The sequence below is a fragment of the Allobosea sp. BE125 genome (genome assembly GCF_031456075.1).
In the GTDB taxonomy this organism is placed as follows: Bacteria; Pseudomonadota; Alphaproteobacteria; order Rhizobiales; family Beijerinckiaceae; genus Allobosea.
In genome coordinates this window covers 1,034,714-1,060,434 of sequence record NZ_JAVDTY010000001.1, presented here as the reverse complement: position 1 = coordinate 1,060,434, position 25,721 = coordinate 1,034,714, and the positions used below count along the sequence as shown (strand labels likewise).

Sequence of the window (25,721 nt, the reverse complement as noted above, 5' to 3'; positions counted from 1 at the left end):
AAAAGCGCTGGAGCCGACCCCTCACACCCGCCCGCTCTTCAGCGCCCGCAGCACCTTCTCGCCCGGCCGACCGGTCTGCGCCATGCCGATCTTGGCCTCGATTTGCTTGATCGCCGCCCGCGTCAGCGCGCCGACGGCGCCATCCGGCTCGCCGACATCATAGCCGCGCGAGATCAGCAGGCGCTGGAGTTCGCGGCGCTGCTCGCGCGAGAGCGGCAGATCGTCGGTCGGCCACTGTCCCTGCACGCCGGGCCGGCCGCGAATACGGTCGGACAGGAGGGAGATGGCCAGGGCATAGGAGTCCGCGCCGTTGTAGCTGTAGGCCGCATCATAGTTCTTGAAGACAAGGAAGGCCGGCCCCTCGCGCCCCGCCGGCATCAAAAGTCCGGCATTGCCGGAGCCTGTCAGCGCCGAGCCGTCGAATTTGACGATGCCGCGCGCCGCCCAGGACGAAACCGGCTGCTTGGGGTTGCGCCCGGTCGAACCGGAATAGCCTGATGGCACCTTGACCTCATAGCCCCAGGGCGCGCCGGTGACCCAACCCGCCTTGGCCATGAAGTTGGCGGTCGAATGCAGCGCGTCGGGAATCGAATCGACCAGATCGCGCCGGCCATCGCCATCGCCATCGACAGCCAGGCGCAGATAGGTCGAGGGGATGAACTGGGTATGGCCGAACGCGCCCGCCCAGGACCCGAACAGCCGATCCGCCGAAACGTCGCCGCGCTGGATGATCTGCAGCGTCGCGATCAGCTCGCCCTTGAAGAAGGCGTTGCGACGCGGCGCGAGACAGGCCCCCGTCGAGAGCGCCTGGACGAGCGGCATCTTGCCCCGCGCCTTGCCGAAATCGCTCTCGACGCCCCAGACCGCGACGATGGTGTGGCGATCGACGCCGAAGCGGCTTTCGGCAGCAGCAAGCGTCGCGGCATGCTGGCGCAGCATGGCGCGGCCTTCCGCGACCTTCTCGTCATCGACCAGCGTGCCGAGATAGTCCCAGATCGGCGTCTTGAACTCCGGCTGGTTGTTCATCGCCTCGATCACCTTCATGTCGGGCTGAACGCCCGCCATGGCTCGGTCGAAGGTGGTGCCGGAGACGCCCTTGGAAGCTGCCTCCGAACGCAGCCCCGCAAGGCAGGACTGGAAATCCGCCTGCGCTGCCGAGGCGGCGAGGATCAAAGGCAGGGCCAAGGTCAATGCGCGCATCATCTCACCGAAAACTGGGTCCACCGAATCACAAGCGTGACGTGAAACTAGAGCCCGCCGGTTAACGGGGGTTAACCCTGGCGGAAGCCGGTCGTTCCGTCTTTATGTCCGCTTTATGCGCGGCCGCGTCTTCCACATCGCAAGCTTACCGGCATGGACCTACATCTCCGGCATCGATGGAGATCGAGATGACCACGCATTCGCACTACCCCCACACCAACCAGCAGCGCCGCGCGAAAGCCGTCTACGGCACGTTGCGCAGCAAGCGGCCGATGGTCGGCCTGTTTGCCGCCGAGCTCTGCATGCTGGGCTTGATCACCCTTGCCGCCGCCGGCTTCATCGGCTTGCGCGCCTGGCTCACCGTGGCAAATTGAGAGCATCACGATGGGCCAAGCCAAGCCGTTCCAACCCGAACTCGACACCACCAGCCATCTCTTCCTGGTCGGCCGCTCGACAGCCGGTTTCTGGGTCGCACGCGATCTCGAAGGCCGCTCGGAAGGGATTTTCCGCGACAAGAAGGACGCAGTCCGCTTCGCCTTGTTCGAGGGCGGTCACGCCAATGCCGTGATGCTCTCGCCCAACGCGGTCGAGCCCAGCTTCGGCATGGGTGTCCGCTGACCGACGCCGAACGGGCGGCCAGGCAGGCGCGCCGCCTGGACCGCGACCTCGCCGCCATCCTGCTCCGCGCAGCCGGGGAGATCATCGACCAGCTCGTCGCGGTCGGCATCACCGACCCGGCCGATATCGCCCGCCGGCTCAACCGGCGCGGCTTCCCCTGCCATGGCCGCGCCCGCTGGACCGCGGGTGCGGTGAAGTCCGTGCTGCGGCGCAGGCTGCGCTGCGATGAGGCTGCGTGAAGACAAGCGACCTGAAGAAACAGCGTGCGCTGTCGGCGCCGCTGTCCTAGACTCATCATCTGCTTCGACATGACGAGGCTTGGCGTTCCGCCAGGCTCGGCCGCGGCAGGCGAAAGCCGGCCAGCCATGATGTGGCGATCCCAGGATATAGCGATCCCCCCTCGCCGCCCGGCGCGCCGGCCGAGTCGTCTCGACTCGGTTGCGCCTTGGCGCGCGCATCCCAAGGTTCGCAGCCCGCGAACCTTCAGCCCAGGAGCCTGACGATGTCCAAAGAACAGCGCGGCAACCGCGAAGCCAAAAAGCCCAAGCAGGACAAGCCCAAGGTCGCGGCCGCAGCGCCATCGACCTTCGCGGCCGTCGTCGCCAAAGCGGCAGGCGGACCGAAGAAGAAATGATCCGCTTCAAGACGATCGAGCCCGAGAAGGCCGAAAAGCCAGCGGAGAAGCCTGTCGCACCGGCGCCAGCGGTCATAGCGCCGGAGCCGGCAACCGACGACGAAGAGCCGGCGGCCAAGCCCAAGGGCATGACCCGCAAGACGCCGCTACGGGCAAAGAAGCCGGAAGCGGCGCCGCTTTTCGACAAATAGCGGCGGCGGCGGGCCTTACGCCGCCTCCACCACCTCATCGGTCCAGACCTTGAAGCTCGTCAGCACATTGGGGCCGAAGGTGGTTGCGATGGCAACGTCGGCGGCGTCGCGGCCGCGCGCGATCAGCACCCGGCCGATGCGCGCGACATTGTTGCGCGGATCGAACATCTGCCAGCCGCCCTCGAGATAAGCCTCGAAGGACGCCGCGAAATCGCCCGGCGGCCAGGGCGGCGGCGTGCCGACATCACCGAGATAGCAGGTGCAATAGCGCGCCGGTATGTTCATCGCCCGGCAGAAGGCGATGGCGAGATGGGCATAGTCGCGGCAGACTCCACGCCCCTCGCGATAGGCGTCCGACGCGGTGCGAGTGACGCTGGCGTCGTTGTAGTTGAAGGCGATGCGCTGGTTGACGAAATCGCAGATCGCCTGAACGCGTGGCGCGCCGGGCTGGGTGTGGCCGAAGAGCTGCCAGGCGAGATCGAGCAAGCGGTCGGAGTCGCAAAACCGGCTCGCGATCAGGAAGGTGATACATTCCTCCGGCAATTGCTCGACCGGAACCTGTCCCGCATTGCGATTGAAGGATTCGGGCAAGCCCGTATCGGAGATCACGGCATCGGCCGTGATCCGCATATGGCCCTGCGGAGCGAGCAGTCGGCTGCACCAATTGCCGAACACGTCGCGATAGGCGCTGACGGGGACGGAGGGACTGATCCGCATATGGTCGGGCGCGGCGAGATCCGAAACCCGGCTGAAATGCACATGCAGCATCAGGATGACCGGAGTCGGTTGGGGAAAGTCGTAGTCGAGCTCGTAGCCGATCCTGAGTTTCACGCGATGCCTTCCGCGCGACAGTGCGCGCTGGTGATGAGTGGCCCCTCAGCCGGTCCAGCCACCATGCACGTTTCCGGCCAACGCGATATGGCCGCCACCAGCCAAGACACTCGGCGAATTCATATTGCTTCTGGCAATGATCAAGCACTCTTGCTTGCGGTGCCGGCGCTTGAGTCCTAAACCACGCGCGCGCCAGCATCGGCGCTACCTTGTCCGCCCCTCCGGAGATCAGTCCCATGGCCTTTCTTGCCGACGCCCTGAAGCGCGTGAAGCCGTCTGCGACCATCACCATCACGCAGAAGGCCCGCGACCTGAAAGCGCAGGGCAAGGACGTGATCTCGCTTTCCGTCGGCGAGCCCGATTTCGATACGCCGGACAATATCAAGGAAGCCGCCATCGCCGCCATCCGCCGCGGCGAAACGAAGTACACGCCGGTCTCCGGCATCCCGCAGTTGCGCGAGGCGATCACCCGCAAGCTCAAGCGTGAGAACGGCCTCGATTACAAGCCGAGCCAGACCATCGTCTCCACCGGCGGCAAGCACGTCATCTACAACGCCCTGCTCGCCACGCTGAACCCGGGCGACGAGGTCGTCTGCGTCTCGCCCTATTGGGTCAGCTATCCCGAGATGGTGGCGCTCTGCGGGGGAACGGCGACCTTCGCCGAGACCAAGATCGAGAACGAGTTCAAGCTCCAGCCGGAGGAACTCGAGCGCGCGATCACGCCCAAGACCAAGTGGGTCATCCTCAACTCGCCTTCGAACCCCTCCGGCGCGGCCTACAGCCACGCCGAGATGAAGAAGCTGACCGACGTGCTGATGCGCCATCCCCATGTCTGGGTGCTGACGGACGACATGTACGAGCACCTGGTCTATGGCGACTTCAAATTCGTCACACCCGCCCAGGTCGAGCCCGGCCTTTACGAGCGCACGCTGACCATGAACGGCGTCTCGAAGTCCTACGCCATGACCGGCTGGCGTATCGGCTACGCGGCGGGCCCGCAGCATCTGATGAACGCCATGGACCTCGTCCAGGGCCAGCAGACCTCGGGCACCTCGGCGATCTCGCAATGGGCCGCGGTCGAGGCGCTGGACGGCACGCAGGAGCATATCCCGGTGTTCCGCAAGGCCTTCGAGCGCCGGCGCGACCTCGTCGTCTCCATGCTGAACCAGACACGCGGACTGGTCTGCCCCAAGCCCGAAGGCGCCTTCTACGTCTATCCCGACTGCTCGGCATTGATCGGCAAGAAGCTGCCCAACGGCAAGACGATCGAGACCGACGAGGATCTGGTGATGGGTCTGCTGGAAGATCAGGCCGTCGCCGCCGTGCACGGCTCGTCCTTCGGGCTCGGCCCCAACTTCCGCATCTCCTACGCGACCTCGGACGAGAAGCTGGAAGAGGCCTGCCGCCGCATCCAGCGCTTCTGCGCCGAACTGCGCTGAGACACATGACAGAGGGCGAGAGCCGGCCGCAGGCTGCCGCTCGCCCTTTGTCCCGCCGCCATCTGCTGGCAGCGCTTGCTTCCATGGCGCTGGCGCAAACCGCCCGCGCGCAAAGCTCGGGCACGCTGTCGGCTCGCGAGACCCATGATGGCGTCACGGCCGGCGCCCTGCTCGTCATCGATATCCGCACGCCCGACGAATGGACCGACACCGGCGTCCCGCAGGGCGCGCTCCGGCTCGACGCCGAGACGCCCGGTTTCGAGGTACGGCTCGCGGGAATACGGCTCGACCACCCCGGCAAGCGCATCGCCTTGATCGACCGCAGCGGCGGGCTGGCAGCCAGTCTTCAGGCGAAACTGGCCGGCCGCGGCTGGCGCGATCTCGTCATGGTCCGCGGCGGCATGCTGGGGCCAGGCGGATGGCTGGCGGAGAAGCTGCCGGTAGCGCCCTGAGCGCCCTGCAGCGCCCCCCAGATCAGGTGATCTCCGCCAGCCGCGTGTCCTGCGACAGCACCAGGCACCAATGCGGCTCGAAATCGGCGCCCAGCGGCCAGATGAAAGCCTCGAAGATCGCAAGCAGCCGCGCCTGGTAACGCTCGAACCAGGCCCTCTCGCAGAGCACGAACTTGGTCGCGCCGACGATGGTCTCGCGGTCGATCACGCAGAGCGGCACCATCTCCGGATTGGCCTCAAGATAGGCCTGCACCGTCACCATCAAGGTCGGATAGCCAGGATGCAGCATGTCGTCGAGCACGATCAGCCCACCCTCGCTGAGGCAGGCCGTGGCGAGCGCGAGATCCTTGGCCAGCGCCGCGCGCGAATGCTCGCCGTCGATATGGATGAAGCGGAAGCGTGAGCCGCCGGCACGACCCATCAGCTCGGCCGGTGTCATCGCGCCGCTGTCGCCCTTTACGGTAACGCGCCGCTCGGGCCCGATGCCATGCTTCAGGCAGTTGGCCTCGAAGCGGTCCTTCACCCCATCATCGGGCCAGGAGAAGATGTCGAGCGCGACCGCAAGCTCGCCGGGCTCCATTGCATGCGCCAGCGCGATGAAGAAACGGCCCTCGAAGGCGCCGATCTCGGCAAGCGGCCCGCCCACGCCTTCTTCCGTCTGGAGCCGCAGCAGCCGCGCGCAGATCGCGGCGGCAAAGCGCGAGGACATGCCGACGACGCTGTCATAGCCCTGCGCGAGATAGGCGGAGACAGCGGAATGCCCGGGCGAGGGAATGTTCGTCATGCGGCCTTGCCCTGGAAGATGAAGAAGGCTCCCGCCGCAATCAGCGCGAAGCCGATGGCGTGGTTCCAGCTCAGATCCTCCTTCAGCCAGAAGATCGAGAACAGCGCGAAGACGCTGAGCGTGATCACCTCCTGCATCGTCTTGAGCTGGGCAGCGGAATAAACCGCAGAGCCGATGCGGTTGGCCGGCACGGCCAGCAGGTATTCCGGCAGCGCGATCATCCAGCTCGCCAGGATCGCAAGCCAGATCGCCGTGCTCTTGTAGCTGAGATGCCCGTACCAGGCGAAGGTCATGAAAACATTGGAGCCGATCAGCATGACGATCGGCAGGACATGCGCGGTGGAGATTGCGGGCATGGAGGAGACGGTTCCGTTGGCGGGACGCTGGACAACTCTAGGGCGGCTGCACTGTTCCCGACAGGGTCGGGTTCAGCCGAAGCGTGAGAATGCGATGGCACCAGCATGAGCCGAGCGCAATCGCCCTTCACCAACGGACAAGGCCTGCTATAGCGGGCCGATGACGGATCATCCCAAAACGATCGCCATCTATGTCGATGCCGACGCCTGCCCGGTGAAGCCGGAAATCTACCGCGTCGCCGAGCGCCATCGCCTGAAAGTCTTCGTCGTCGCCAACAGCTTCATGGCTGTGCCGCGCGAGCCCTGGATCGAGCGCGTGATCGTCTCGGACGGTTTCGACGCCGCCGACAACTGGATCGCCGAGCGCGTATCGCGCGGGTCGATCGTCGTCACCTCCGACATCCCGCTTGCCGATCGCTGCATCAAGGCCGGCGCCGACGTCATTGGCTCGACCGGAAAACCCTTCACCGAGGCCTCAATCGGGATGGCGCTGGCGACGCGCGACATGATGGAGGATCTGCGGGCGATGGGCGCGGCAAGCGGCGGACCAAAGCCCTTCTCGCCGAAGGATCGCTCTGCCTTCCTGCAGGCGCTCGACCTGGCGATCCAGCGCTTGAAGCGGGCGGGGCTAGCAGGTTAGCAAATCAAGATCGCCATGGCCTTGAGCCGACCATCTTTAGCCGAAGAATGCGCCCAAGCGGCTCCCGGGGCGGCGCTTCGCCCCGCCCGAGAATGACGTTCAGTCTCAAATATCCGCGAAATCCCCGCCACGCCCCTTGCCGCTGGCGAACCGCTCCGCCCCGGCCGCGCCCTCCGTCGCTATCGTCTCGACACCGCCGCCCCACTCCCGCGCCAGCGCCTCGCGCACGGGCAAGCCATGGCCGGCAATCGCGCTGCGGCGGTCGGCGAGCATCGCGCCTTGCGGAAAGCGAGCGATCTGCTGCGCCATCGCTTCGGCGGCAGCACGCGCCTGCCCGTGCGGCACGGTCTGCTCGCACAGCCCGATCCGCAGCGCCTCCTGCGCTTCCACCTTGCGGCCGGTCATGATGATCTCCAGCGCACGGCCTTGCCCGACGAGGCGCGGCAGCCGCACCGTGCCGCCATCGATCAGCGGAATACCCCAGCGCCGGCAATAGACTCCGAAATAAGCATCCTCCGCCATCACGCGGACATCGCACCAGAGCGCGAGCTCCATGCCACCCGCCACCGCCGGTCCCTCGATGGCCGCGATCAACGGCTTGCTCATCTCCAGCCGCGACGGCCCCATCGGGCCGCGCGGTGGCGTGGCCCCGTCAGCGGGAAAGGCGAGCCCCTCGACGATCTCGGCCTTGAACCGTACCGGGTCGGTAAAGGCCTGCGCATATTTCAAATCCCACCCGGCGCAAAAAGCCCCGCCCTCGCCCCAGAACACGATCGCCGAGACGGAAGACTTCGCGTCAAGTTCAAGAAATGCCTCGGTCAAGGCCTCGGCGCTCTCTGGATCCATGGCATTGCGTGCCTCGGGCCGGCTGTGGATCACGGTCGCTACCTTGCCGTCACACTCGATGCGGATGGTCATTCGATCTCCTCCCTTGTCTTTTGTCGTTGGTGGCCCGCCATTTCGCAGCAGGCTACAGGCCTTGGGTGCGCACACAGCTGCCGCTGGACGCATGCCGCCTTTGTCCGTAAATCACCAGGCAACAAGGCCCGTCCCCAAAACGGGCGCTGGGGAGGAAATTCATGTCGTTGACCCGCCGTTCCGCGCTCGGCCTGATGGCCGGAGCCGCCTCCGTGCCGTCGCTCCTGGCGCCGTCGATCGTCCGGGCACAGAGCTTCCCGGCCAGGCCGATCAGCCTCGTCGTGCCCTATCCGGCAGGCGGCCCGACCGACGCCATCGCCCGCTTCGTGGCACAGGAGATGTCGAGCTCGATCGGCCAGAATGTGCTGGTCGACAACCGCGCCGGCGCCTCGGGCGCGGTCGGGACGCGCGCCGTCGCGCATGGCGCCGGCGACGGCTACACCATCATCTTCGGCAACAACCAGACGCATGGCAACAACATGTTCCTGCTGAAGGAGCCGGGCTATGACGCGGTCAAGGATTTCGCCCCGCTCTGCGGCGTCGGCGCCTTCGAGCACGCTTTCGTCGTGCGCAACGACCTGCCCGCGAAGACCATCGCGGAGCTGATCGCGCTGGCCAAGGCCGATCCGGGCAAGCTGAACTACGGCTCGACCGGCGTCGGCTCGGGCTCGCATCTTGCGATGGAGCTGTTCATGCAGCGCACCGGCATCAAGATGACGCATGTGCCCTTCCGGGGCGCGGCTCCCCTGGTGCAGGAGATCGTCGGCGGGCGCATCGACATCGCCAATTCGACGCTGCCGAGCGTGCTTGAACAGATCAACGCCGGCTCGATGCGCGCGCTTGCCTTGGCCAGCCCCGAGCGCAATCCGCGCGCCAAGGACATCCCGACCTTGCGCGAACAGGGCGTGAGCAATGCCGACGCCGATAGCTGGGCTGCGTTTTTCGCCCCAGCAGTGACGCCCGCCCCCATTCTCGACCAGCTCTCCAAGGCGGTGATGGCGGCAATCGCCAAGCCCGCGATCACCGAGGCGATCCTGAAGCTCGGCTTCACGCTAAAGGTCCGCGGCCCCGACGCCTTCAAGCCCTATCATCTCCAGGAGATCGCGACTTGGAAGCAGATCATCGCAGATGCCGGCGTGAAGCCGGAATGACCTGCGCCACCTCACGTCAGCGTGAGTTGGAAGCAACCGAGTGGTGATCAGCGCGGTTATCCCTATCTGACTGTCTGACGTCGGATCAGGAGCCCATGATGCATCGACCCGCCCTCGCCCTGGCGCTTGCGCTGTCCTTGCCTCTCGCGTCAGTCCAGGCCCAGCAGCGCTTTCCCTCGAGCGCGGGGGAACTCGTGGTCGAGACCGTAGCGAGCGGGCTGGAGCATCCCTGGGGCCTCGCCTTCCTGCCCGATGGCCGCATGCTGGTGACGGAGCGCCCGGGCCGGCTGCGGATCGTCGCCAGTGACGGCGCGCTCTCGCGGCCATTGACCGGCGTGCCCAATGTCGCGGGCCGAGGCCAGGGCGGCCTGCTCGACGTGGCGCTCGATCCGAAATTCCCCGAGAACCGGCTGGTCTATCTCTCCTTTTCCGAACCTCGAGTCGGCGGCAACGGCACGAGCGTGGCGCGCGGCCGGTTCAACGCCAACGGCACGGGGCTGGAGGACGTCGCTGTCATCTTCCGGCAGATGCCGGCGATCAACAGCACCTTGCATTTCGGCTCGCGGCTCGTCTTCGACCGCACGGGCGCGCTCTTCGTCACGGTCGGGGATCGCTACAGCGAGCGCGACCAGGCCCAGAATCTGGGGAACCATCTCGGCAAGATCATCCGGATTCGTCCCGAAGGCGGCGCGCCCGCCGATAACCCGAAGAAACCGGGCTGGCAGCCGGAGATCTGGTCGATCGGCCACCGCAATGTGCAAGGTGCAGCTCTCCACCCTGACACCGGCCAGCTCTGGACCGCCGAGCACGGCGCGCGCGGCGGCGACGAGGTCAACACGCCCAAGGCCGGGCTGAACTATGGCTGGCCGGTCATCACCTATGGCGTCGACTATTCCGGAGCCAAGATCGGCGAGGGCACGGCCAAGCCCGGCATGGAGCAGCCGCTGTTCTACTGGGACCCGTCGATCGCGCCCTCGGGGGCAGCCTTCTACACGGGCAGCATCTGGCCGGCCTGGAGGAATTCGCTCGTCGTCGGGACGCTCGCCGGCCAAATGCTGATCCGGCTCTCAACCAGCGGCGAGACGGTAAGCGGCGAGGAGCGGCTGCTGACCACGCTGGGCGAGCGCATCCGCGATGTCCGCCAGGGGCCAGACGGCTATCTCTATCTGCTCAGCGATGATGCTAATGGGAAGGTGCTGAGGGTGCGCCCGGCACGGTGATCGGCCCATTCGGCGGTTGCCCGCGACAGTCCTGTCCCGAAAGCTCAGCGCGGCCCCCCTCCTCCGCCGCCACCACCTCCACCGGCACCACCTCCGCCACCGGAACCGCCGCCACTTCCACCAGCACCACCGCCGCCGCCGGGGCCGCCACCGCCGCCCTCGCCCCCCGGGCCAGCGCCTCCAGGGCCTCCGCCCGCCCCGCCTCCCGGACCTCCGCCCGGTCCGCCTCCGGGACCTCCTGCTCCCGGGCCGCCACCCGGTCCAGCTGCGCCGCCGCCGGAGCCGCCACCGCCTTCCGAGCCGTTGCCACCGCCCTCGACCCGGATCGAGCTCAAGTTGAGCCCACCTCGCGTATCGACCATGAGTTCGACCACTGCACGTGCCGTCGTCAGATCGGGGATCGATGCCACGCCGGCAGTGTCCGCGAAGGCGAGGCCGCTGCCGAAGCGCAGATTCGCGCCCTCGCGACGCAGGAAAGCCTCAAGCGACAGGCGTGTCATGCCCGGTTCGAGCGGCAGCGCCTCGGGGGCCATATGCGCGACGACGAAGCCTGCAGCGGTCGGCCGGCCGCTCACGACAAGGCGTTGCCCGGCCCAGGCGCGGTCGGCCCCGGCGAGCTTCAGCCCATCGATCCAGAGTCCCTCATCATCGGCTTCGACCGTACCGGTGACACGGTCGCGCCCTGCCTTGGCAGGCTCGACCAGGCTCGCCACGATGACAGCGTCCGGCCGGCGCAGGCCACTGACCGCGACATCTGCCCCGGGGCGCCACCAGGGCGCGGGCTCCAGCCCGGACACATCGACGCGCTGGTTGAGCACATTCATCGTTCCATCCGCGATCTCGCGGATCCTGCCGACGACCTCGTGCACCACCGCGATCCGGGAGGTGACCGGCCCGGTCCTTCCCGGCCGGGTCGCCACGCGCACGACCTGGCCGAGGCGCAGATCCCGCGGCGATGCAGACCTGCCGTCGATCGTCACCGGAACGCGTGGCGGATAGGTGATGCGGACATCGTTGACGACGATGCTGCCGAAACGGCGAATGGTACCGACGAAACCGGTGCCGCCAATGCCGCGATCCCCGCTGGCCTCGGTGGAGGGTGCAGCTCCCGTGCCGCCAATGCCTCGATCTCCGGCCGTCTGCGCCTGCAGGCGCTGCACCGTTTCCGGCAAGACAAGGCCACCGGCGAGCAGGGCCAGCAAACGGCGGCGCGAGAGCAGGGAAGCGCGCCTCACCTCGGCTCGCCGGCATCTGGGCCGGTCGCCTCGCCATAGACATAGACGCCGAAATTCCAGCGCGCCGAGCCGCCCGGGTCGGTCAGGCAGGCAGCATGCGCCTCGCGATTGGCCGTCTGCAGAGCCTCCAGGGCAAGTACCCGGGCGCGCTGCTCGAGCTTGCGGGCGAGCTCGGGCGAGAGGCCGTCATAATGCACGGCGCGCTCCAGGAAGGGCGGTTCGGCGGCAAGCACGTTGGAGACCGCCGCGGCGACATGATCGTGCAGGTTCCGGCCGAAATAATACAGCTTCCGCTCATCGTCCCCACGCGGGATGAAGGCCGCCTCGGCGAGCACGACCCGCCCCTCGCCATCAAGGCTGACGAGGCCGCTGTCGAGCCATTCGTCGAGCACGGCGCGCGGCCGGACATCGCGCGTCACCGAAGCGACGAGAGCCTCGAAGGACGGCTCGGCATCGCCCGCCAGGCGCGCCAGCGGCAATGGCTTACCGTCGGGCGCGCTGAAAGCAGGATCGGCGAGCCAGCGCGAGACGATCGACGAGGTCCGCGAGACCGAGGCCGGCACGGTCGCGATCGGGGCCCCGGCGCCGCGCAACCGGCTGACCTCCTTGCGGTGAATGCCCGTCAACAGACTGACGCGGCTATCCGTCTGTTCCTTACCCGGCAGGCCGAAGTCGTGTTCGGCCACATTGACGTAAAGCTCGCGCAGGAGCTGGGCCAGCGCCGGAAAGGTCGTGCCGCTGCGGATGCACAAGCGCACCAATGGCCGCAGCAGGCGAGCCAGTGGCCCCTGCAGCGCGGCAGCTTCCGGAGCGGAACGCGGCGGCACGAATGTCATCGCTCTCCCTTACCCAATCGCGACGTGGGACACAATCCCACAAAAATTTTGCACCGCACTCTTGACGCAAGCGGCTGGCCCAGATCTATATGTGGGAAATATACCCACACGCAACGTTCCGAGACAAACATGGTCGCCGCCAGCTTCGCCGCAGAGCCTCCCCTCACGATCGACCGCCCAGCCTTCCAACCGAGCCACCTCGCCGGCCTTGCCCGGTTTGGCCGCGGCCTATGCCTCGGCTGCGCCTTCGCGACGCCCTATCTCGTCTTCCTGTGGCAGACCTATGCACGCTGAACCTGTCGCTTCCCCAAACCGGGCCTTCTCGATGAACGCGTTCGAACCGGCCAATCGCAAGGCTCAGCCTGCGCGCCAGCTGACGGCGGGCGCGCAGGAGGCAGCAACGTTCGACCTCAACACCGGGCTGATCATCTTCATGCTTGGGCTGATCATCGGCTTCGTCTTCGCCGTGCCCTATGCGGTCTTCATGCTCGGACTGGAATAGCGGCCTGGACAGAATGGGCGCGCAAGGAGCCGGCACGGCTTGCTTGCCGATCAAGCCTTGCCGATCAGACCTTGCCGATCAGACCTTGGCCGATCAGGTCCGGCCGCCGCTCGCGCGTGATTGTCTCCGCCTGTTCGCGCCGCCATTTGGCGATGCGGGCATGATCGCCCGAAAGCAGCGCCTCGGGCAGGCCCCTGCCCTCCCACTCGCGCGGGCGCGTATAATGTGGGTATTCGAGCAGGCCGTTCTCGAAGCTTTCGTCCTGACCCGACAATTCCTTGCCCATCACGCCGGGGATCAGGCGCACGCAGGCATCGAGCAGCAGCAGCGCCGCCATTTCGCCGCCCGACAGGATATAGTCGCCGACGGAGATCTCGGTCAGATCGCGCCCCTCGATGACGCGTTCGTCGACGCCCTCAAAACGACCGCAGACGATGACAACGCCTTCGCCCGCCACCCATTCCCGCACCAGCCCCTGATCGAGCCTGCGGCCGCGCGGCGACATCAGCAGGCGCGGCCGGCTGTCGTCGGCGGGAACCGCCGCATCGATCGCCGCAGCCAGCACGTCGCAGCGCAGCACCATGCCGGCCCCGCCACCGGCCGGATTGTCGTCGACATTGCGATGGCGGCCGATGCCATGGTCGCGGATCTGGTGCGTGTCCAGCGACCACAGGCCCTTGCGCAACCCCTCACCCGCCAGCGAGACGCCAAGCGGGCCCGGAAACATCTCGGGATAGAGCGTCAGGATAGAGGCGCGAAAAGCCATCGCTCAAGCAAAGCGCAGCGCGGGCAGCCCGTCCAGCGCCGCGAAATCCTTGGCGCTGGCGATGACATTGTCGAAGCCGGCAAAATCCTTGGCGCCGAGCATGCTCAGGATCGCGACCGCGCGCATGCCGGCGCGGCGTGCGGCCTCGACGCCGTTGGGCGCGTCCTCGAAGACGACGCAAGCTTCGGGCGCGACCTTCATGCGTTCGGCAGCCCCCAGGAACAGGTCCGGATTCGGCTTGCCGCGAAAACCCTGGGACGGCGCGATGATCGTGGCGAAGCGCGAGCGCAGGCCCAGCGTGTCGAGCACGATGTCGATATTCCCAGGCGGGGCCGCCGTGGCGACAGCCATCGGCACGCCGGCCGCATCGGCCCGCGCCATCAGCTCGAGAAGGCCGGGCATCGGCGCGACATGCGGGCCGTATTCGCGCCGGTAGAAAAGTTCCTTCTCCTTGCCCATCGCCTCGATCTCAGCGGGAGTAGCATTGGGAAAGAGTGGGCTGATGATCTCGCCGACCGCCATGCCGGCGGTGTGCGAAAAGAAGCTGTCGCGGTCGAAGGGCAATCCATGCGTCACATGCAGATGCTCCCAGGCATCCTCGTGGAAGCGCATATTGTCGACGATGGTGCCGTCCATGTCGAAGATCAGGGCGCGGACGGGACCGTTACTTGTCATCGTCGACCTCGAACAAGCCCTCGGGCGGCTCGGCCTCGATACGGCGGGCGGTGACGTCGATACGCGGCGCGAAAGCCTTGGTGAAGGGCATCAGCACCGAGCGGCCGTCGGGCGTCGCGATGTCGAGCAGATCGCCGGCGCCGTAATTGGCGACGGCCGTGACCGCGCCGAGGATGACGCCATCCGGCGCTAAAACCGTGCAGCCGATCAGATCGGCCTGCAGGAACTCGTCCTCATCCTCCGCCAGCGGGAGCTTGTCCCGGGCGACGAAGAGCTTCACCCCGGCCAGGCTCTCGGCTGCCTCGCGGCTGGTCACGCCCTTGAGCCGGGCGACGACCACTTCCTTGGCCGGGCGGATATCGGCGATCTCGAAACGCCGGCCCGCCTCGTCGCTGAGCGGGCCGTATTCGGCAATCGCCAGCGGATCACCGGTGAAGGCCTTGATCCGGACCTCCCCCTTGATGCCATGGGCTGCGCCGATGACGCCGAGCAGGACGAGATCGGTGTCAGCGGCCATCGGGCGTCATGGCCGGGCTTGACCCGGCCATCTCCTGCCAGAGGTTCTCGGGTCGAAGCTGAGCTTCGCCCGAGAATGACGCCTGGACCCGCATCAAGCTCACGCCTCGGCTTCAGCCGGGGCAGCGCTCTTGGCGGCGTTCTTCTCGGCGCGCTCCTTGGCCTTCTCGCCGGGAAGAGCCTTGGTCGGGTTGTTGCGAGCCGGACGCTTGGCGAGGCCTGCAGCGTCGAGGAAGCGCAGCACACGGTCGGTCGGCTGGGCGCCCTTGGCGAGCCAATCCTTGGCCTTCTCGAGATCGAGCACGACGCGCTCGGCCGAATCCTTGGCCTTCATCGGGTCATAGGAGCCGATCTTCTCGATGAAGCGGCCATCGCGCGGCGAGCGGGCGTCGGCGACGACGATGCGGTAGTACGGGCGCTTCTTGGCGCCGCCACGGGTCAGGCGGATCTTGAGGGACATTCGCGTCTTCCTTGGTTGGATATCGTTTGGGTTGGGTTGAACTCAGGCTTTGTTGTCGTCGACCAGTTGATCGATCATGGCCCAGGGATCGTCCTTCATGCCGGTCGACGTGAAGACTTCGAGATCGATGGAGCCGTCCTCGAGAACGTCGATCTCCCAGTATTCTCCGGGCGCATGCACGAAGAAGGAGAAGGCGTCGTCCCGGTAGGATGAGGTTTCGTAGGACAGGTTGGCGTCGTCGAGACGCGCCTTCACCTGCTTGAACACGTCGAACATGCCGACGCGCATATCGGTCGGTTTGGTCATTTCTTTTTCCCTCCGAAGGGATTGTTGCCCCCAAGCCCCGGCAAAGACCTGCCCGGGAGACCACTGCCCAGTCCCGGCAGCTTCGGCATCATGCCGGCAGGCGGGGTGACGCCCTTGGGCAGCCCCGGGAAACCGCCCGGCGGAAGGCCCGGCATGCCGCCGCCTGCCCCCATCTGCTTCTGCAATTCGGCGAGCTGGGCAGGGTCCATCTTTGACGGATCGAGCCCGCCGGGCAGGCCGCCCATGCCGCCGCCGCCAATCCCGAACATCTGGCCGAGCTTGCCGAGCATGCCGCCCTTCTGCTTGCTCATCGCCTTCATCATGTCGGCCATGCCGCGATGCATCTTGAGCAGCTTGTTGATCGCCTCCGGCGAGGTGCCAGAGCCCGCCGCGATGCGCTTCTTGCGGCTGTTCTTGAGCAGGTCCGGGTTCTTGCGCTCAGCCGCCGTCATGGAATCGATGATGGCGATCTGGCGCTTGATCATCTTGTCGTTCACGCCGGAATTGGCGAGCTGACCCTGCATCTGCTTCATGCCGGGCAGCATGCCCATCACGCCGCCAAGCCCGCCCATCTTCTCCATCTGCTGCAATTGCATGCGCATGTCGGAGAGGTCGAAATTGCCCTTGGCGAGACGCTGCGCCAGCGCCTGGGCCTTGTCGGCGTCGACCGTCTCGGCCGCGCGCTCGACCAGGCCGACGATGTCGCCCATGCCGAGGATGCGGTTGGCGACGCGCGAGGGATGGAAATCCTCGAGCGCATCGACCTTTTCACCGGTGCCGACGAGCTTGATCGGCTTGCCCGTGACGGCGCGCATCGAGAGCGCCGCGCCGCCGCGGCCGTCGCCATCCATACGGGTCAGGACGATGCCGGTGAGGCCGACGCGCGCATCGAAGGCGCGCGCCGTGTTGACGGCGTCCTGGCCGGTCAGCGCGTCGGCGACGAGCAGCACTTCATGCGGGTTCGTCGCAGCCTTCACCTCGGCGACTTCCGCCATCAGCGTATCGTCGAGCGTGACGCGGCCGGCGGTGTCGAGCATGACGACGTCGTAGCCGCCGAGCTTGCCGGCCTCGATCGCGCGACGCGCGATCTGCACGGCGCTTTGACCCGCCACGATCGGCAAGGTCTCGACGCCGACCTGCTTGCCCAGGATGGCGAGCTGCTCCATCGCGGCAGGTCGCCGCGTATCGAGCGAGGCCATCAGGACGCGCTTCTTGTTGCGGTCGGTCAGGCGCTTGGCGATCTTGGCCGTCGAGGTCGTCTTGCCCGAGCCCTGAAGACCGACCATCAGGATCGGCACCGGCGGCACCGCATCGAGCGTGATGCCTTCGCCCTCGCCGCCGAGCATGTCGATCAGCGCGTCATTGACGATCTTGATGACCTGCTGGCCGGGCGTGACCGATTTCAGCACTTCCGCGCCGACGGCCCGCTCGCGCACCTTCTCGGTGAAGGAGCGCACGACCTCGAGCGCGACGTCGGCCTCGAGCAACGCCTTGCGCACCTCGCGCAGCGCGGCGTTGACGTCCTCCTCGGTCAGCGAACCCCTGCGGGTGAGACCCGAGAGGATGCCCGATAGCCTGTCGCTCAAAGTGCCGAACATGCGGCGATTGTCCTGTCTGTCTGGTTTCGTCTGTCGTCAAAACCGACAATACCGCCAAACGGTTTCGCGCCCGAGGGCGCAGACGCGCTGTCGGGCGTTGACCTCCGGGCTCGAAATGCTCAGGGAGCGGCCCAGTCGGCTGATGCGGTCTCGTCGATGTCGGCGAAACGAATGCGCGGGTTAAAGCGGGAGAATGTGGCGAAAGTCAAGATTGGTACATCAGATGGGGCACATGGAGGCGCGAGCACTTGCCCGAGCCACAACCCTGAGGTTTAAAGGCACGCCTAGATTTTCATCAGGGAATTGCCATGGCCGTGCGTACAACGACCCTTTCAACCCTTGCCTTCGCCGCCTTGTTCCTCAACCTGTCGCAAGCCCGGGCCCAGCAGGCCTGCCACAATAATTTCAAGACCGATGGCGTTCCGATGGTGACCGGCCTAACCTATCGCAGCTGGGATCTCGTCACGAATCGCGCACCTGCGGCCGTGCTGAAGAACCTGGCGGCTGCCGTCGCCGCGGAGGGCTTCGCCGGTATCCGCGTCGATAATGCCACGAGTTCGGTCGTCGCGATCCAGGAAACCACCGGTTCGGGCCGGCCGCAGACCCTGCGCGTCACCGCCCGCAAGAGCGGGCCGGCCACACGCGTCGACGCCGCCTTCGTCGTCCAGCAGGGCCAGATCGCGCCGGAAGGCTATGTTCGCGACGCGCTCTGCCGCGTCATCGCCGGCGGCCGCGGCTGAGATCGTCGCATAACCGCTGGGATTACGTTACGGTACAAGGTGGTACACCCGACAAACCGAAAGCCGACGATGGATCAGCATCTCTTCCGCGTGGCGACGCTCGCCATGACCCTGCTCGCCGCCGGATGCGCCGGGGATTCGCGCAACGCCGCGCCTCTCAGCGCCACGGCCACCGAGCGCCTGGCGGCCGTGAAGCTCGACACGGCCGCCGCCACCCGCATTTTCAACGCCTACCGCGCCAGCAACGGCCTCAGCCCCGTCAAGCTCGACCCGACGCTGACCGCCATGGCCCAGCGCCAGGCCAATGCGATGGCCGCGGCGAACACGCTCTCCCATGATGCCGGCGGCAGCTTCGTCTCCCGCGTCCATGGCGCCGGGCTGAAAGGGGGGCGTACGGCGGAGAATGTCGGCGGCGGCTATTATTCGACCGAGGAGGCCTTCGCGGGCTGGAAGGCGTCCTCCGGACACGACGTCAACCTGCGCATGCCCGAGGCGACGCGCTTCGGCATCGCGTTGGCCAAGGCCCCCCAGACGCAATACGGGGCCTGGTGGGCGCTGGTGATCGCCGGCGAGCGTTGAAAGATAAAGCGCTGAGCTCGACATCGGGGGCCGGTGGGCTATTTCGGGGGAGCCCGAAGACGCCGCGCTGAGCCCCCTTTACAACCCGCTTCGCTTGGGGATTGCTCCGCCCTTCGACCACCGGAGCCTGTCGTCATGACCTTGGAAGCCTGGGCCGCTTTTGCCGCCGCCACTGCCGTCCTGCTGGTGATTCCCGGCCCGACGATCCTGCTGGTGATCTCCTATGCGCTTGGCCAGGGCTGGCGCACGGCCTTCCCCATGGCGGTGGGCGTCGCGCTCGGTGATTTCACCGCGATGACGCTCTCCATGCTCGGCGTCGGCGCGCTGCTGGCGGCCTCGGCCACCATCTTCACCGCGCTGAAATGGGTCGGCGCGGCCTATCTCATCTATCTCGGAATCAAGCTCTTCCGTGCCGGCGGCACGCTCGACGCCAAGCCGCGCCAGGACGCCGTCTCGCCCTGGAAGATGCTCGCCCATGCCTGGCTGGTGACGGCGCTGAACCCCAAGAGCATCACCTTCTTCGTCGCCTTCCTGCCCCAGTTCCTGGATGCAAAGGGCGATTTCTGGACGCAGATGCTGATCTTCGAGGCGACCTTCATCACCCTCGCCTTCGCCAATGCCATGAGCTACGCGCTGATCGCCTCGCGGGCGGGCTCGATGGTGAGCAATCCGCGGGCGATCGGGCTGTTCAACAAGACCGGCGGCACGCTGCTGGTCGGGGCCGGCATCGCGACGGTCGCCATGCGTTCGGGCAGCAACTGAGGCGCAACCGGCTCTCATCGAGGAGTTAGAGCAGGATCAATGCGAAAAGCCGGTTCCCACTTTTTCGTATCCTGCTCTGGCAAAGACACCACCACTCTCGACTTCTACGGAGCCGAAGCCGGGACTTATGCCGGGCGGGCGCGCAAGGTCAGATATGACCGCCTCGATGCATTCGCCGCCGCGCTCCCGGCCGGCGGCAGCGTTCTCGAACTCGGCTGCGGCGGCGGGCAGGACAGCGAGGCCCTGCTGGCGCGCGGCTTCGCGGTGACACCCACCGACGGCTCGCCGGAACTGGCTTGCCAGGCCGCGCTGCGGCTTGGGCGGTCGGTCGAGGTGCTGCTGTTCGAAGATCTGGTCGAGACCGATGCCTTCGACGGCATCTGGGCCAATGCCTGCCTGCTGCATGTGCCGCGCGAAGCCCTGCCGGCGATCATTGGCAAGGTGCAAGCTGCGCTGAAACCGGGCGGCGTGTTCTATGCCAGCTTCAAGGCCGGCACGTCTGAGGGTCGCGATCGCTTCGGACGCTATTACAACTACCCGTCGCCGGACTGGCTGCGCGGCGCCTATGGCGACGATCGCTGGCGCGAGCTCGACATCGACGAAGACTTGGGCGGAGGCTATGATGCAGAACCGACCCGGTGGCTGCATGTGCTCGCATTCAAGATGCCGTGACGAGGAGCCATCCTCCTCTGGGCGTCGGCATCGGCATGCATCAGGATCGCCGGCCTTGATCCAGCGCCCTCACGCCCCACTTCTGACACCATGAATCGTCGCAAGCTCCTCTCCTTCCTCGGCCTCACCGCTCTGCTCGGCTCGACAGGTGCCGCCTGGGCGACGCTCACGCGCTCGCGCAATCCCTATTACCAGGGCCCCGTCACCGCTCATTTCGACGGCCTGAGCTTCAGCGACGGACGTCCCGTCACCAAAGGACTGCTCGACATCTGGAGATGGCAGACCTCCAAGCGCGAGCGCGAGGCCTTTCCCGAGCACTACCCCGCCCCACCACAGGACAAGCCGCCGGCGCGCGTCGAGGGCATTCGCATCGTCCATCTCGGCCACGCCTCGTTCCTGTACCAGGTCGCGGGACTGAACCTGCTAATCGACCCGGTCTATGCGCAGCGTGCCAGCCCGTTTTCCTTTGTCGGCCCCAAGCGCGTCAACGAGCCCGGCGTCGCCTTCGACGATCTGCCGAAGATCGACATCGTGCTGATCACGCATAACCATTACGACCATCTCGATCTCGCGACGCTGGCCCGCATCCATGCCCGTGACATGCCGCGCATGATCATGCCGCTCGGCAACGACACCATCGTCAAGGCACGCATTCCCGACGCGCTGACACAGGTCCATGACTGGGGCGACCGCGTCGCGCTGTCGGATGCGGTCTCGGCGACGCTGGTTCCGACCTATCACTGGTCGGCACGCGGCGCGCTCGACCGGCGCATGGCACTGTGGTGCTCCTTCGTCATCGAGACCGGCGCAACGAAGGTCTTCCATATCGGCGACACCGGCTATCATGACGGCTCGCTCTATGAGCGGCTCGGCCAGGAGCATGGTCCGTTCGATCTCGCCGTACTGCCGATCGGCGCCTATGAGCCGCGCTGGTTCATGTCGGACAACCACATGAACCCGGAAGAGGCCGTGAAGGTGATGGCCTCGCTCAGGGCTCGCCAGGCGATCGGCCATCACTGGGGCACGTTCCAGCTCACCGACGAGGGCATCGAGCGCCCGCCCGAGGCGCTGAAAGTGGCCCTGGCGCAGGCCGGCCTGCCGGAGGAGCGCTTCAGGCCGATGCGGCCGGGGCTGAGCTGGACGGCCTGAAGCCCGGAACGCTTTCCAGGAAAAACACGCCGTCATTCCGGGCGAAGCGCAACGAAGACCCGGAATCCATCCCAGAGCACAGAGCCCTCCGATGGCTCCCGGATCTGCGTCGCGGAGCCCGTCCTTGGGCCGGCCGAAGGCCAGACCCGAGGGCGACTTGTCCGGGATGACATGGCGCGTGTGTAGGGCCTCTCACTTCGGCTGGACGTAGACGTTGATCTCAAGGTTCGGATCGCCCGGATCATTGAGGTCGCTGACGTACTCCTCGAGGAATGCATCCTTCACCACGATGCTCTTGGCCTCGAGATAGGCCGTGATCGTCTCATAGGTCGAGTCGATGTCGTCATAGGGCGCGACATGGACGAAGCGCAGCGAGGGGCCAGCCGGCGACAGGCCGACCTTGACGCCGCGTGCGAATTCCGATGTCCGCGAGCCCTCCGGCGCCTGGCCGACCGGCAGCATCGCCTCGAAGCGGAAGCCGTTGTCGTCGGTTTCGACGAAGAGCGTCAGCGGCCGACCGGCGATCGGCAGCCCAGCCTTGGCCGCCTCATCGCGCAGGATCTTGAAACTCTCGCTCAGGCGCTGAAAACCTTGATCCCAGCTCGACTGGCCGGAGAGCGACAGCACCGGCTTGGAGACGAGCAGGACGGCATCGACATCGCTCGCATCGCCCCGCTTGCCGGCGAGCGTCGCGTTCGGATCAGGCACGCCCGTCTGCTGCGGCACAGGCGGCACCGGCAGCGCCGGACCGGGAGCCGGCAAGGTCGGAGGCGGCTGGACCGGCTGCGGCTCGGGCGGGAGCGGCGACGCCGGCGGGGGCTGGACGGGCTGGGGTGCTGCAGGCCCCTGCAGCACCGGGGGCGGCTGAACCGGCTGCGGCTCGGCCACCGGGGGGGCGGCTTGCGCCTGCGCGGGAGCGGCCGCACCCGGCGGCGGCGCGAGCGGCGCGGACTCGACAGCCGTCGGAGGCGCGACGCGCGTCTGCGCGAAGGCAGGCATGGAGGCACCGAGCAGCGCTGCGAGCGCCAGAACACCAATCCGGGAATGCCGCATCATCATGGTCCTGACCAAAAAGAACGATTCGCGCCCTTGCAGCGCAACATAGAATGTCCACCTTCACGCAGGAACGGGCGAAGGGTGGCTTTTTCGCGTCGGTTCCCTCATAGACGCCGTAGTTTATGGACCTGTGACCGAATGAACGCTCTGGCAACCCGCCGGTTCCTGAAAATGAACGGTCTGGGCAACCAGATCACCGTGCTCGACCTGCGCGGATCGCAGCTGCGCGTCAGCGAATCCGACGCCCGCGCCATCGCGGCGCAACCCGGCGCCCGCTTCGACCAGCTCATGGTGCTGCACGACGCCGCGACGCCCGGCACCGACGCCTATGTCCGAATCTACAACACCGACGGCTCCGAAGCCGGCGCCTGCGGCAACGGCACGCGCTGCGTTGCCTGGGCGATGCTGGCCGACCCCGCAATGGGCGATCCGTCCAAGACCAGGCTGACGCTCCAGACCAAGGCGGGCCTCCTGCCGGCTATGCGCGAGAGCGAGCTCGTCTTCACCGTCGACATGGGCGCGCCCCGCCTCGCCTGGGACGAGATCCCGCTCGCCGAACCGTTCCACGACACCGCCCATTTCGAATTGCAGATCGGCCCGATCGACGATCCGATCCTGCACACGCCCTGCGCGGTCAATATGGGCAATCCGCATGCGATCTTCTTCGTCGATGATCCCTATCGCTTCAATCTGGAGCAGATCGGGCCGCTGCTGGAGAACCACCCGATCTTCCCCGACCGCGCCAATATCGAGCTCGCGGCGGTAACCGCGCCCGATCATATCGTGCTGCGCGTCTGGGAGCGTGGCGCCGGCATCACCCAGGCCTGCGGCTCGGGCGCTTGCGCGGCCCTGGTCGCAGCGGTGCGGCGCGAATTGTCGGCCCGCAAGGCGGTCGTCAGCCTGCCCGGCGGCGATCTCACCATCGAATGGCGCGAGCGCGACGACCATGTGCTGATGACCGGCCCGGTCGCCTTCGAATGGGAGGGCGTGCTGGAGCCGGATTGGTTCGAGAGGGCGGCCTGATGGCGCTGGAGGTTGTCACCTTCGGCTGCCGCCTCAACATCGTCGAGAGCGAGGCGATCCGCGAGCGGGCGCAAGCCGCAGGCCTCGACGACCTCGCCATCGTCAACAGCTGCGCCGTCACCAATGAGGCGACGCGCCAGGCCAGGCAGGCGATCCGCCGGTTGAAGCGCGAGCAGCCCGGCCGGCCGGTGGTGGTCACAGGCTGCGCCGCGCAGATCGAGCCCGCCCGCTTCGCTGCCATGCCGGAAGCCGCGCGCGTTCTCGGCAATGCCGAGAAGATGAGGCCCGAAACCTGGGAGGCGCTCGCCCGCTCCAACAGCCTGCTCGGCGACGCAGAGGCTGCTGCCGACGACAAGATCGCCGTCTCCGACATCATGGCGCAGACGACCCTGTCCGATGCCCGAACCGGCCGCTTCGCCGCCCATACGCGCGGCTTCGTCCAGGTCCAGAACGGCTGCGACCATCGTTGCACCTTCTGCGTCATCCCGTTCGGACGCGGCAATTCACGTTCGCTCGCGCTGAGCGAGGCGGTCGCGCAATGCCGCAGGCTGAGCGAGGCCGGCGCGCGCGAGATCGTGCTGACCGGCGTCGACCTGACGAGCTATGGCCGCGACCTGCAGGATGCGCCGAGCTTGGGCCGGCTGGTGCAGGCGATCCTGCGCGCCCTGCCCGAATTGCCGCGCCTGCGCCTGTCCTCGATCGATGCGGTCGAGGTCGATGACGAACTCCGCCAGGCGATCGCAACCGAACCGCGCCTGATGCCGCATTTGCATCTCTCGCTGCAGGCTGGAGACGATCTGATCCTGAAGCGGATGAAGCGCCGGCACGGCCGCGAGGATGCGATCCGCTTCTGCGCGGAGATGCGGGCTCTGCGGCCCGACATCGTCTTCGGCGCCGATTTGATCGCCGGCTTCCCGACCGAGGACGAGGCGATGTTCTCACGCTCGCTCGCCCTGGTCGAGGAATGCGGCCTGAGCTTCGTCCACGTCTTCCCCTATTCGCCGCGCCCGGGCACGCCGGCCGCGCGCATGCCGCAATTGCCCGGGGGCATCGTCTCGGACCGGGCGAGCCGCCTGCGCGAGGCCGCTCGTGACGCCCACCGGCAGCACCTCAACGCCCGCCTTGGCCGGCCGCTCTCGGTCTTGACCGAACGCGGCAACACCGGGCGCGCCGAAGATTTCACGCTGGTGCGCTTCCAGCGCGACGTGACGCCGGGCGAGATCGTGGCGGTAACGACGGAAGCGGCGGATGAGAAGGCGCTGATCGCAGCTTAACAGGCTCCTTGTCGCGCCACGCCGCTCACCCGCTGCACCTGATTGTTGCAGTAGCCGCGCGGATTCCAAGGCGCCTCGAAAGGCTGGACATTCCCCTCGATATCGCGCGCCTGCGCCATGACCGAAAGCGGGCCCGCCCGCTCGATCGGGAAACCCAATCGGAAGCGCCGCCAGGCGAAAGGTCCCTCGCCGTCTTCGAGCTCCGCCTCAAGCCAGCTTGCCCCGCCATCGCAGGATGCACGCAGGCCCGCCAGCGGGATCGCCCCGCTCCAGGCAAAACCCTCGACGACGAGGACCGACCCCACTGCGATGTCGAACCCGTGCGCCGGCGCCGTGATCAGCGATTTCACCGGCATGTCGGTGATCACCGCGAACCGAGCGGGATCGATCGCCTCGCCCGGCTTCACCAGCGTCAGGGGCATGCGGTAATCCGTGCCGCGCATTTTCTCGCCGTCATGTTCGACATCGCGCAGCGAAATCCGGTCGAGCCATTTCTGCCAGGCCGAACCCGGAAAACCGGGCGCAACGATGCGCAGCGGTCCACCATGCAACGGCGGCAGAGGCTCGCCATTCATCGCGAAGGCGATCAGCGTCTCCGCCGCCAGCGCCTTTTCGATCGGCAAACCGCGCGACAAGGCCGGCCGCAACGGATCCGACAGGTTCCGGTCGGGCGCGTAATGCGCAGTATAGACGGCGCCGGCCTTCACGCCGGACGCTTCCAGCACATCCTTCAGCCTGACGCCGGTCCAGCGCGCGCAGCCGACGGCGCCGAGCCGCCAGGGCAAGCCGTCGGTTGCGGGTGAGAATTGCGAGCGGCCATTGCCGGCGCATTCGAGCACGGCGGTGACGGTGACGGTCTCGAAGCGCTGGCGCAGTTCGGCGATCGACCAGACCAGCGGCCGCTCGACCTCGCCATCGATCCTCAGCCGCCAGGCCTCGGCCGGTCCGGTCTCGGGCAGATCGCCATTGTTGCGGATGAAGAAGGCGTCGATCGGCGTGATCGGCTCAGCCAGCAAATCGAGCGCCGGCTCCGCGTTCAGCGCCTCCTCGTCATGGACATAGAGCCCGGGCTTCAGCCGGCGCAGCAGCGGGAGTTCGAGAAGGCGACGGGGCAATCAGCAACCTTTTCGTCGGCGCG

General features: G+C 66.9%; 33 protein-coding genes. 18 read left to right on the top strand and 15 right to left on the bottom strand.

The window, feature by feature from the left end; translation table 11 throughout:
- Positions 1 to 21 precede the first annotated feature (21 nt).
- Entirely contained in the window at positions 22 to 1,200 is a 1,179-nt protein-coding gene (locus tag J2Y55_RS05055) for a lytic murein transglycosylase (RefSeq protein WP_310148443.1), read from the bottom strand.
- 188 nt (positions 1,201 to 1,388) lie between these two features.
- Between J2Y55_RS05055 and J2Y55_RS05050 the strand changes: the two genes are divergently transcribed.
- From J2Y55_RS05050 to J2Y55_RS05035, 4 genes are all read left to right on the top strand, one after another.
- The gene (locus J2Y55_RS05050) at positions 1,389 to 1,574 is read left to right on the top strand and encodes a hypothetical protein (protein WP_310148440.1); all 186 of its coding nucleotides are present in this window, start codon (positions 1,389 to 1,391) and stop codon (positions 1,572 to 1,574) included.
- Between the two features lie 10 nt (positions 1,575 to 1,584).
- Positions 1,585 to 1,818, top strand: a complete 234-nt coding sequence (locus J2Y55_RS05045; RefSeq protein ID WP_069692689.1) for a hypothetical protein — start codon at positions 1,585 to 1,587, stop codon at positions 1,816 to 1,818.
- Between the two features lie 502 nt (positions 1,819 to 2,320).
- The gene (locus tag J2Y55_RS05040; RefSeq protein WP_280141730.1) at positions 2,321 to 2,452 is read left to right on the top strand and encodes a hypothetical protein; all 132 of its coding nucleotides are present in this window, start codon (positions 2,321 to 2,323) and stop codon (positions 2,450 to 2,452) included.
- A complete protein-coding gene (locus tag J2Y55_RS05035; RefSeq protein ID WP_310148430.1) occupies positions 2,449 to 2,643 on the top strand; it encodes a hypothetical protein in 195 nt (64 codons plus the stop codon). The genes J2Y55_RS05040 and J2Y55_RS05035 overlap by 4 nt, the downstream gene beginning before the upstream one ends.
- 15 nt (positions 2,644 to 2,658) lie before the next feature.
- Here J2Y55_RS05035 and J2Y55_RS05030 read toward each other — a convergent pair whose 3' ends face one another.
- The gene (locus J2Y55_RS05030; protein ID WP_310148428.1) at positions 2,659 to 3,474 is read right to left on the bottom strand and encodes a transglutaminase-like domain-containing protein; all 816 of its coding nucleotides are present in this window, start codon (positions 3,472 to 3,474) and stop codon (positions 2,659 to 2,661) included.
- Between the two features lie 236 nt (positions 3,475 to 3,710).
- Between J2Y55_RS05030 and J2Y55_RS05025 the strand changes: the two genes are divergently transcribed.
- The gene (locus J2Y55_RS05025; protein WP_310148425.1) at positions 3,711 to 4,913 is read left to right on the top strand and encodes a pyridoxal phosphate-dependent aminotransferase; all 1,203 of its coding nucleotides are present in this window, start codon (positions 3,711 to 3,713) and stop codon (positions 4,911 to 4,913) included.
- A gap of 5 nt (positions 4,914 to 4,918) precedes the next feature.
- The gene (locus J2Y55_RS05020) at positions 4,919 to 5,365 is read left to right on the top strand and encodes a rhodanese-like domain-containing protein (protein ID WP_310148422.1); all 447 of its coding nucleotides are present in this window, start codon (positions 4,919 to 4,921) and stop codon (positions 5,363 to 5,365) included.
- Between the two features lie 22 nt (positions 5,366 to 5,387).
- Here the strand turns inward: J2Y55_RS05020 and J2Y55_RS05015 are convergent, their stop codons facing one another.
- Together J2Y55_RS05015 and J2Y55_RS05010 are read right to left on the bottom strand one after the other, a co-directional pair.
- Positions 5,388 to 6,149, bottom strand: a complete 762-nt coding sequence (locus J2Y55_RS05015; protein ID WP_310148417.1) for a class I SAM-dependent methyltransferase — start codon at positions 6,147 to 6,149, stop codon at positions 5,388 to 5,390.
- Positions 6,146 to 6,505 (bottom strand): DMT family protein, encoded by a 360-nt coding sequence (locus J2Y55_RS05010; protein WP_310148415.1) that lies wholly within the window; start codon positions 6,503 to 6,505, stop codon positions 6,146 to 6,148. Before J2Y55_RS05010 ends, J2Y55_RS05015 begins: the two co-directional genes overlap by 4 nt.
- Positions 6,506 to 6,665: 160 nt before the next feature.
- On the opposite strand from J2Y55_RS05010, the gene J2Y55_RS05005 reads away from it, so the two are divergent.
- A complete protein-coding gene (locus tag J2Y55_RS05005; protein ID WP_310148412.1) occupies positions 6,666 to 7,145 on the top strand; it encodes a YaiI/YqxD family protein in 480 nt (159 codons plus the stop codon).
- 105 nt (positions 7,146 to 7,250) lie between these two features.
- On the opposite strand, the gene J2Y55_RS05000 is transcribed toward J2Y55_RS05005, so the two are convergent.
- On the bottom strand, positions 7,251 to 8,063 hold the full coding sequence (locus J2Y55_RS05000) for a crotonase/enoyl-CoA hydratase family protein (protein WP_310148409.1): 813 nt from the start codon (positions 8,061 to 8,063) through the stop codon (positions 7,251 to 7,253).
- Positions 8,064 to 8,224: 161 nt separating this feature from the next.
- Here J2Y55_RS05000 and J2Y55_RS04995 point away from each other — a divergent pair, with 161 nt between their 5' ends.
- The gene (locus J2Y55_RS04995; protein WP_310148407.1) at positions 8,225 to 9,214 is read left to right on the top strand and encodes a Bug family tripartite tricarboxylate transporter substrate binding protein; all 990 of its coding nucleotides are present in this window, start codon (positions 8,225 to 8,227) and stop codon (positions 9,212 to 9,214) included.
- A gap of 98 nt (positions 9,215 to 9,312) precedes the next feature.
- Positions 9,313 to 10,434, top strand: a complete 1,122-nt coding sequence (locus J2Y55_RS04990; protein WP_310148405.1) for a PQQ-dependent sugar dehydrogenase — start codon at positions 9,313 to 9,315, stop codon at positions 10,432 to 10,434.
- Between the two features lie 44 nt (positions 10,435 to 10,478).
- Here J2Y55_RS04990 and J2Y55_RS04985 read toward each other — a convergent pair whose 3' ends face one another.
- Together J2Y55_RS04985 and J2Y55_RS04980 are read right to left on the bottom strand one after the other, a co-directional pair.
- Entirely contained in the window at positions 10,479 to 11,669 is a 1,191-nt protein-coding gene (locus tag J2Y55_RS04985; RefSeq protein WP_310148402.1) for a hypothetical protein, read from the bottom strand.
- The gene (locus tag J2Y55_RS04980) at positions 11,666 to 12,505 is read right to left on the bottom strand and encodes a DUF6502 family protein (protein WP_310148399.1); all 840 of its coding nucleotides are present in this window, start codon (positions 12,503 to 12,505) and stop codon (positions 11,666 to 11,668) included. Before J2Y55_RS04980 ends, J2Y55_RS04985 begins: the two co-directional genes overlap by 4 nt.
- Positions 12,506 to 12,634: 129 nt before the next feature.
- Here J2Y55_RS04980 and J2Y55_RS04975 point away from each other — a divergent pair, with 129 nt between their 5' ends.
- Together J2Y55_RS04975 and J2Y55_RS04970 are read left to right on the top strand one after the other, a co-directional pair.
- The gene (locus J2Y55_RS04975) at positions 12,635 to 12,799 is read left to right on the top strand and encodes a hypothetical protein (protein WP_310148396.1); all 165 of its coding nucleotides are present in this window, start codon (positions 12,635 to 12,637) and stop codon (positions 12,797 to 12,799) included.
- 31 nt (positions 12,800 to 12,830) lie between these two features.
- Positions 12,831 to 13,007 carry a hypothetical protein gene (locus tag J2Y55_RS04970; protein WP_310148393.1) on the top strand — a complete coding sequence of 59 codons (177 nt, stop codon included), beginning with the start codon at positions 12,831 to 12,833 and terminating at the stop codon, positions 13,005 to 13,007.
- Positions 13,008 to 13,071: 64 nt separating this feature from the next.
- On the opposite strand, the gene trmD is transcribed toward J2Y55_RS04970, so the two are convergent.
- From trmD to ffh, 6 genes are all read right to left on the bottom strand, one after another.
- Positions 13,072 to 13,773, bottom strand: coding sequence for a tRNA (guanosine(37)-N1)-methyltransferase TrmD (gene trmD, locus J2Y55_RS04965; protein WP_310148389.1), 702 nt, complete (start codon positions 13,771 to 13,773; stop codon positions 13,072 to 13,074).
- Between the two features lie 3 nt (positions 13,774 to 13,776).
- Positions 13,777 to 14,448, bottom strand: a complete 672-nt coding sequence (locus J2Y55_RS04960) for an HAD family hydrolase (protein ID WP_310148386.1) — start codon at positions 14,446 to 14,448, stop codon at positions 13,777 to 13,779.
- Positions 14,438 to 14,965 (bottom strand): ribosome maturation factor RimM, encoded by a 528-nt coding sequence (gene rimM / locus J2Y55_RS04955; RefSeq protein WP_310148383.1) that lies wholly within the window; start codon positions 14,963 to 14,965, stop codon positions 14,438 to 14,440. Before rimM ends, J2Y55_RS04960 begins: the two co-directional genes overlap by 11 nt.
- 99 nt (positions 14,966 to 15,064) lie before the next feature.
- A complete protein-coding gene (rpsP, locus tag J2Y55_RS04950; RefSeq protein ID WP_310148378.1) occupies positions 15,065 to 15,424 on the bottom strand; it encodes a 30S ribosomal protein S16 in 360 nt (119 codons plus the stop codon).
- A gap of 42 nt (positions 15,425 to 15,466) precedes the next feature.
- Positions 15,467 to 15,730, bottom strand: a complete 264-nt coding sequence (locus J2Y55_RS04945) for a hypothetical protein (RefSeq protein ID WP_069692704.1) — start codon at positions 15,728 to 15,730, stop codon at positions 15,467 to 15,469.
- On the bottom strand, positions 15,727 to 17,328 hold the full coding sequence (gene ffh, locus J2Y55_RS04940) for a signal recognition particle protein (RefSeq protein ID WP_310148371.1): 1,602 nt from the start codon (positions 17,326 to 17,328) through the stop codon (positions 15,727 to 15,729). Before ffh ends, J2Y55_RS04945 begins: the two co-directional genes overlap by 4 nt.
- A gap of 308 nt (positions 17,329 to 17,636) precedes the next feature.
- On the opposite strand from ffh, the gene J2Y55_RS04935 reads away from it, so the two are divergent.
- The 5 genes from J2Y55_RS04935 (at position 17,637) to J2Y55_RS04915 (ending at position 21,230) form a co-directional block, all read left to right on the top strand.
- A complete protein-coding gene (locus J2Y55_RS04935; protein WP_310148367.1) occupies positions 17,637 to 18,068 on the top strand; it encodes a hypothetical protein in 432 nt (143 codons plus the stop codon).
- 69 nt (positions 18,069 to 18,137) lie between these two features.
- Positions 18,138 to 18,647 (top strand): CAP domain-containing protein, encoded by a 510-nt coding sequence (locus J2Y55_RS04930; protein ID WP_310148364.1) that lies wholly within the window; start codon positions 18,138 to 18,140, stop codon positions 18,645 to 18,647.
- Positions 18,648 to 18,782: 135 nt separating this feature from the next.
- Positions 18,783 to 19,409, top strand: coding sequence for a LysE family translocator (locus J2Y55_RS04925; RefSeq protein ID WP_310148361.1), 627 nt, complete (start codon positions 18,783 to 18,785; stop codon positions 19,407 to 19,409).
- 39 nt (positions 19,410 to 19,448) lie between these two features.
- Positions 19,449 to 20,081: a class I SAM-dependent methyltransferase gene (locus J2Y55_RS04920; RefSeq protein WP_310148358.1), complete on the top strand. Its 633-nt coding sequence runs from the start codon at positions 19,449 to 19,451 to the stop codon at positions 20,079 to 20,081.
- 90 nt (positions 20,082 to 20,171) lie between these two features.
- A complete protein-coding gene (locus J2Y55_RS04915) occupies positions 20,172 to 21,230 on the top strand; it encodes an MBL fold metallo-hydrolase (RefSeq protein ID WP_310148355.1) in 1,059 nt (352 codons plus the stop codon).
- 192 nt (positions 21,231 to 21,422) lie between these two features.
- On the opposite strand, the gene J2Y55_RS04910 is transcribed toward J2Y55_RS04915, so the two are convergent.
- Positions 21,423 to 22,283, bottom strand: a complete 861-nt coding sequence (locus tag J2Y55_RS04910) for a GyrI-like domain-containing protein (RefSeq protein WP_310148352.1) — start codon at positions 22,281 to 22,283, stop codon at positions 21,423 to 21,425.
- A 141-nt stretch (positions 22,284 to 22,424) separates the two neighbouring features.
- On the opposite strand from J2Y55_RS04910, the gene dapF reads away from it, so the two are divergent.
- Both dapF and mtaB read left to right on the top strand, forming a co-directional pair.
- Positions 22,425 to 23,309: a diaminopimelate epimerase gene (dapF, locus tag J2Y55_RS04905; protein ID WP_310148349.1), complete on the top strand. Its 885-nt coding sequence runs from the start codon at positions 22,425 to 22,427 to the stop codon at positions 23,307 to 23,309.
- Complete coding sequence (gene mtaB / locus J2Y55_RS04900) at positions 23,309 to 24,583, top strand: tRNA (N(6)-L-threonylcarbamoyladenosine(37)-C(2))-methylthiotransferase MtaB (protein WP_310148346.1); 1,275 nt, start codon at positions 23,309 to 23,311, stop codon at positions 24,581 to 24,583. Before dapF ends, mtaB begins: the two co-directional genes overlap by 1 nt.
- On the opposite strand, the gene J2Y55_RS04895 is transcribed toward mtaB, so the two are convergent.
- Positions 24,580 to 25,698, bottom strand: a complete 1,119-nt coding sequence (locus J2Y55_RS04895; RefSeq protein ID WP_310148343.1) for a sulfite oxidase — start codon at positions 25,696 to 25,698, stop codon at positions 24,580 to 24,582. The two genes, mtaB and J2Y55_RS04895, sit on opposite strands and share 4 nt — an antisense overlap.
- Positions 25,699 to 25,721: the final 23 nt, after the last annotated feature.

Bases quoted from the DNA above. Each gene is read 5' to 3' on its own strand.
- J2Y55_RS04980 (WP_310148399.1), bottom strand. From the start codon at position 12,505: ATGACATTCGTGCCGCCGCGTTCCGCTCCGGAAGCTGCCGCGCTGCAG.
- J2Y55_RS05050 (WP_310148440.1), top strand. From the start codon at position 1,389: ATGACCACGCATTCGCACTACCCCCACACCAACCAGCAGCGCCGCGCG.
- J2Y55_RS05010 (WP_310148415.1), bottom strand. From the start codon at position 6,505: ATGCCCGCAATCTCCACCGCGCATGTCCTGCCGATCGTCATGCTGATC.
- J2Y55_RS04990 (WP_310148405.1), top strand. From the start codon at position 9,313: ATGCATCGACCCGCCCTCGCCCTGGCGCTTGCGCTGTCCTTGCCTCTC.
- J2Y55_RS05005 (WP_310148412.1), top strand. From the start codon at position 6,666: ATGACGGATCATCCCAAAACGATCGCCATCTATGTCGATGCCGACGCC.
- J2Y55_RS04915 (WP_310148355.1), top strand. From the start codon at position 20,172: ATGAATCGTCGCAAGCTCCTCTCCTTCCTCGGCCTCACCGCTCTGCTC.
- J2Y55_RS04975 (WP_310148396.1), top strand. From the start codon at position 12,635: ATGGTCGCCGCCAGCTTCGCCGCAGAGCCTCCCCTCACGATCGACCGC.
- J2Y55_RS04910 (WP_310148352.1), bottom strand. From the start codon at position 22,283: ATGCGGCATTCCCGGATTGGTGTTCTGGCGCTCGCAGCGCTGCTCGGT.
- J2Y55_RS05035 (WP_310148430.1), top strand. From the start codon at position 2,449: ATGATCCGCTTCAAGACGATCGAGCCCGAGAAGGCCGAAAAGCCAGCG.
- J2Y55_RS04925 (WP_310148361.1), top strand. From the start codon at position 18,783: ATGACCTTGGAAGCCTGGGCCGCTTTTGCCGCCGCCACTGCCGTCCTG.
- J2Y55_RS04945 (WP_069692704.1), bottom strand. From the start codon at position 15,730: ATGACCAAACCGACCGATATGCGCGTCGGCATGTTCGACGTGTTCAAG.
- J2Y55_RS04935 (WP_310148367.1), top strand. From the start codon at position 17,637: ATGGCCGTGCGTACAACGACCCTTTCAACCCTTGCCTTCGCCGCCTTG.
- J2Y55_RS05045 (WP_069692689.1), top strand. From the start codon at position 1,585: ATGGGCCAAGCCAAGCCGTTCCAACCCGAACTCGACACCACCAGCCAT.
- J2Y55_RS04930 (WP_310148364.1), top strand. From the start codon at position 18,138: ATGGATCAGCATCTCTTCCGCGTGGCGACGCTCGCCATGACCCTGCTC.
- J2Y55_RS04970 (WP_310148393.1), top strand. From the start codon at position 12,831: ATGAACGCGTTCGAACCGGCCAATCGCAAGGCTCAGCCTGCGCGCCAG.
- J2Y55_RS05000 (WP_310148409.1), bottom strand. From the start codon at position 8,063: ATGACCATCCGCATCGAGTGTGACGGCAAGGTAGCGACCGTGATCCAC.
- J2Y55_RS04920 (WP_310148358.1), top strand. From the start codon at position 19,449: ATGCGAAAAGCCGGTTCCCACTTTTTCGTATCCTGCTCTGGCAAAGAC.
- J2Y55_RS05015 (WP_310148417.1), bottom strand. From the start codon at position 6,149: ATGACGAACATTCCCTCGCCCGGGCATTCCGCTGTCTCCGCCTATCTC.
- J2Y55_RS05040 (WP_280141730.1), top strand. From the start codon at position 2,321: ATGTCCAAAGAACAGCGCGGCAACCGCGAAGCCAAAAAGCCCAAGCAG.
- J2Y55_RS04960 (WP_310148386.1), bottom strand. From the start codon at position 14,448: ATGACAAGTAACGGTCCCGTCCGCGCCCTGATCTTCGACATGGACGGC.
- trmD (WP_310148389.1), bottom strand. From the start codon at position 13,773: ATGGCTTTTCGCGCCTCTATCCTGACGCTCTATCCCGAGATGTTTCCG.
- J2Y55_RS04995 (WP_310148407.1), top strand. From the start codon at position 8,225: ATGTCGTTGACCCGCCGTTCCGCGCTCGGCCTGATGGCCGGAGCCGCC.
- J2Y55_RS05020 (WP_310148422.1), top strand. From the start codon at position 4,919: ATGACAGAGGGCGAGAGCCGGCCGCAGGCTGCCGCTCGCCCTTTGTCC.
- mtaB (WP_310148346.1), top strand. From the start codon at position 23,309: ATGGCGCTGGAGGTTGTCACCTTCGGCTGCCGCCTCAACATCGTCGAG.
- ffh (WP_310148371.1), bottom strand. From the start codon at position 17,328: ATGTTCGGCACTTTGAGCGACAGGCTATCGGGCATCCTCTCGGGTCTC.
- rpsP (WP_310148378.1), bottom strand. From the start codon at position 15,424: ATGTCCCTCAAGATCCGCCTGACCCGTGGCGGCGCCAAGAAGCGCCCG.
- J2Y55_RS05025 (WP_310148425.1), top strand. From the start codon at position 3,711: ATGGCCTTTCTTGCCGACGCCCTGAAGCGCGTGAAGCCGTCTGCGACC.
- rimM (WP_310148383.1), bottom strand. From the start codon at position 14,965: ATGGCCGCTGACACCGATCTCGTCCTGCTCGGCGTCATCGGCGCAGCC.
- dapF (WP_310148349.1), top strand. From the start codon at position 22,425: ATGAACGCTCTGGCAACCCGCCGGTTCCTGAAAATGAACGGTCTGGGC.
- J2Y55_RS05055 (WP_310148443.1), bottom strand. From the start codon at position 1,200: ATGCGCGCATTGACCTTGGCCCTGCCTTTGATCCTCGCCGCCTCGGCA.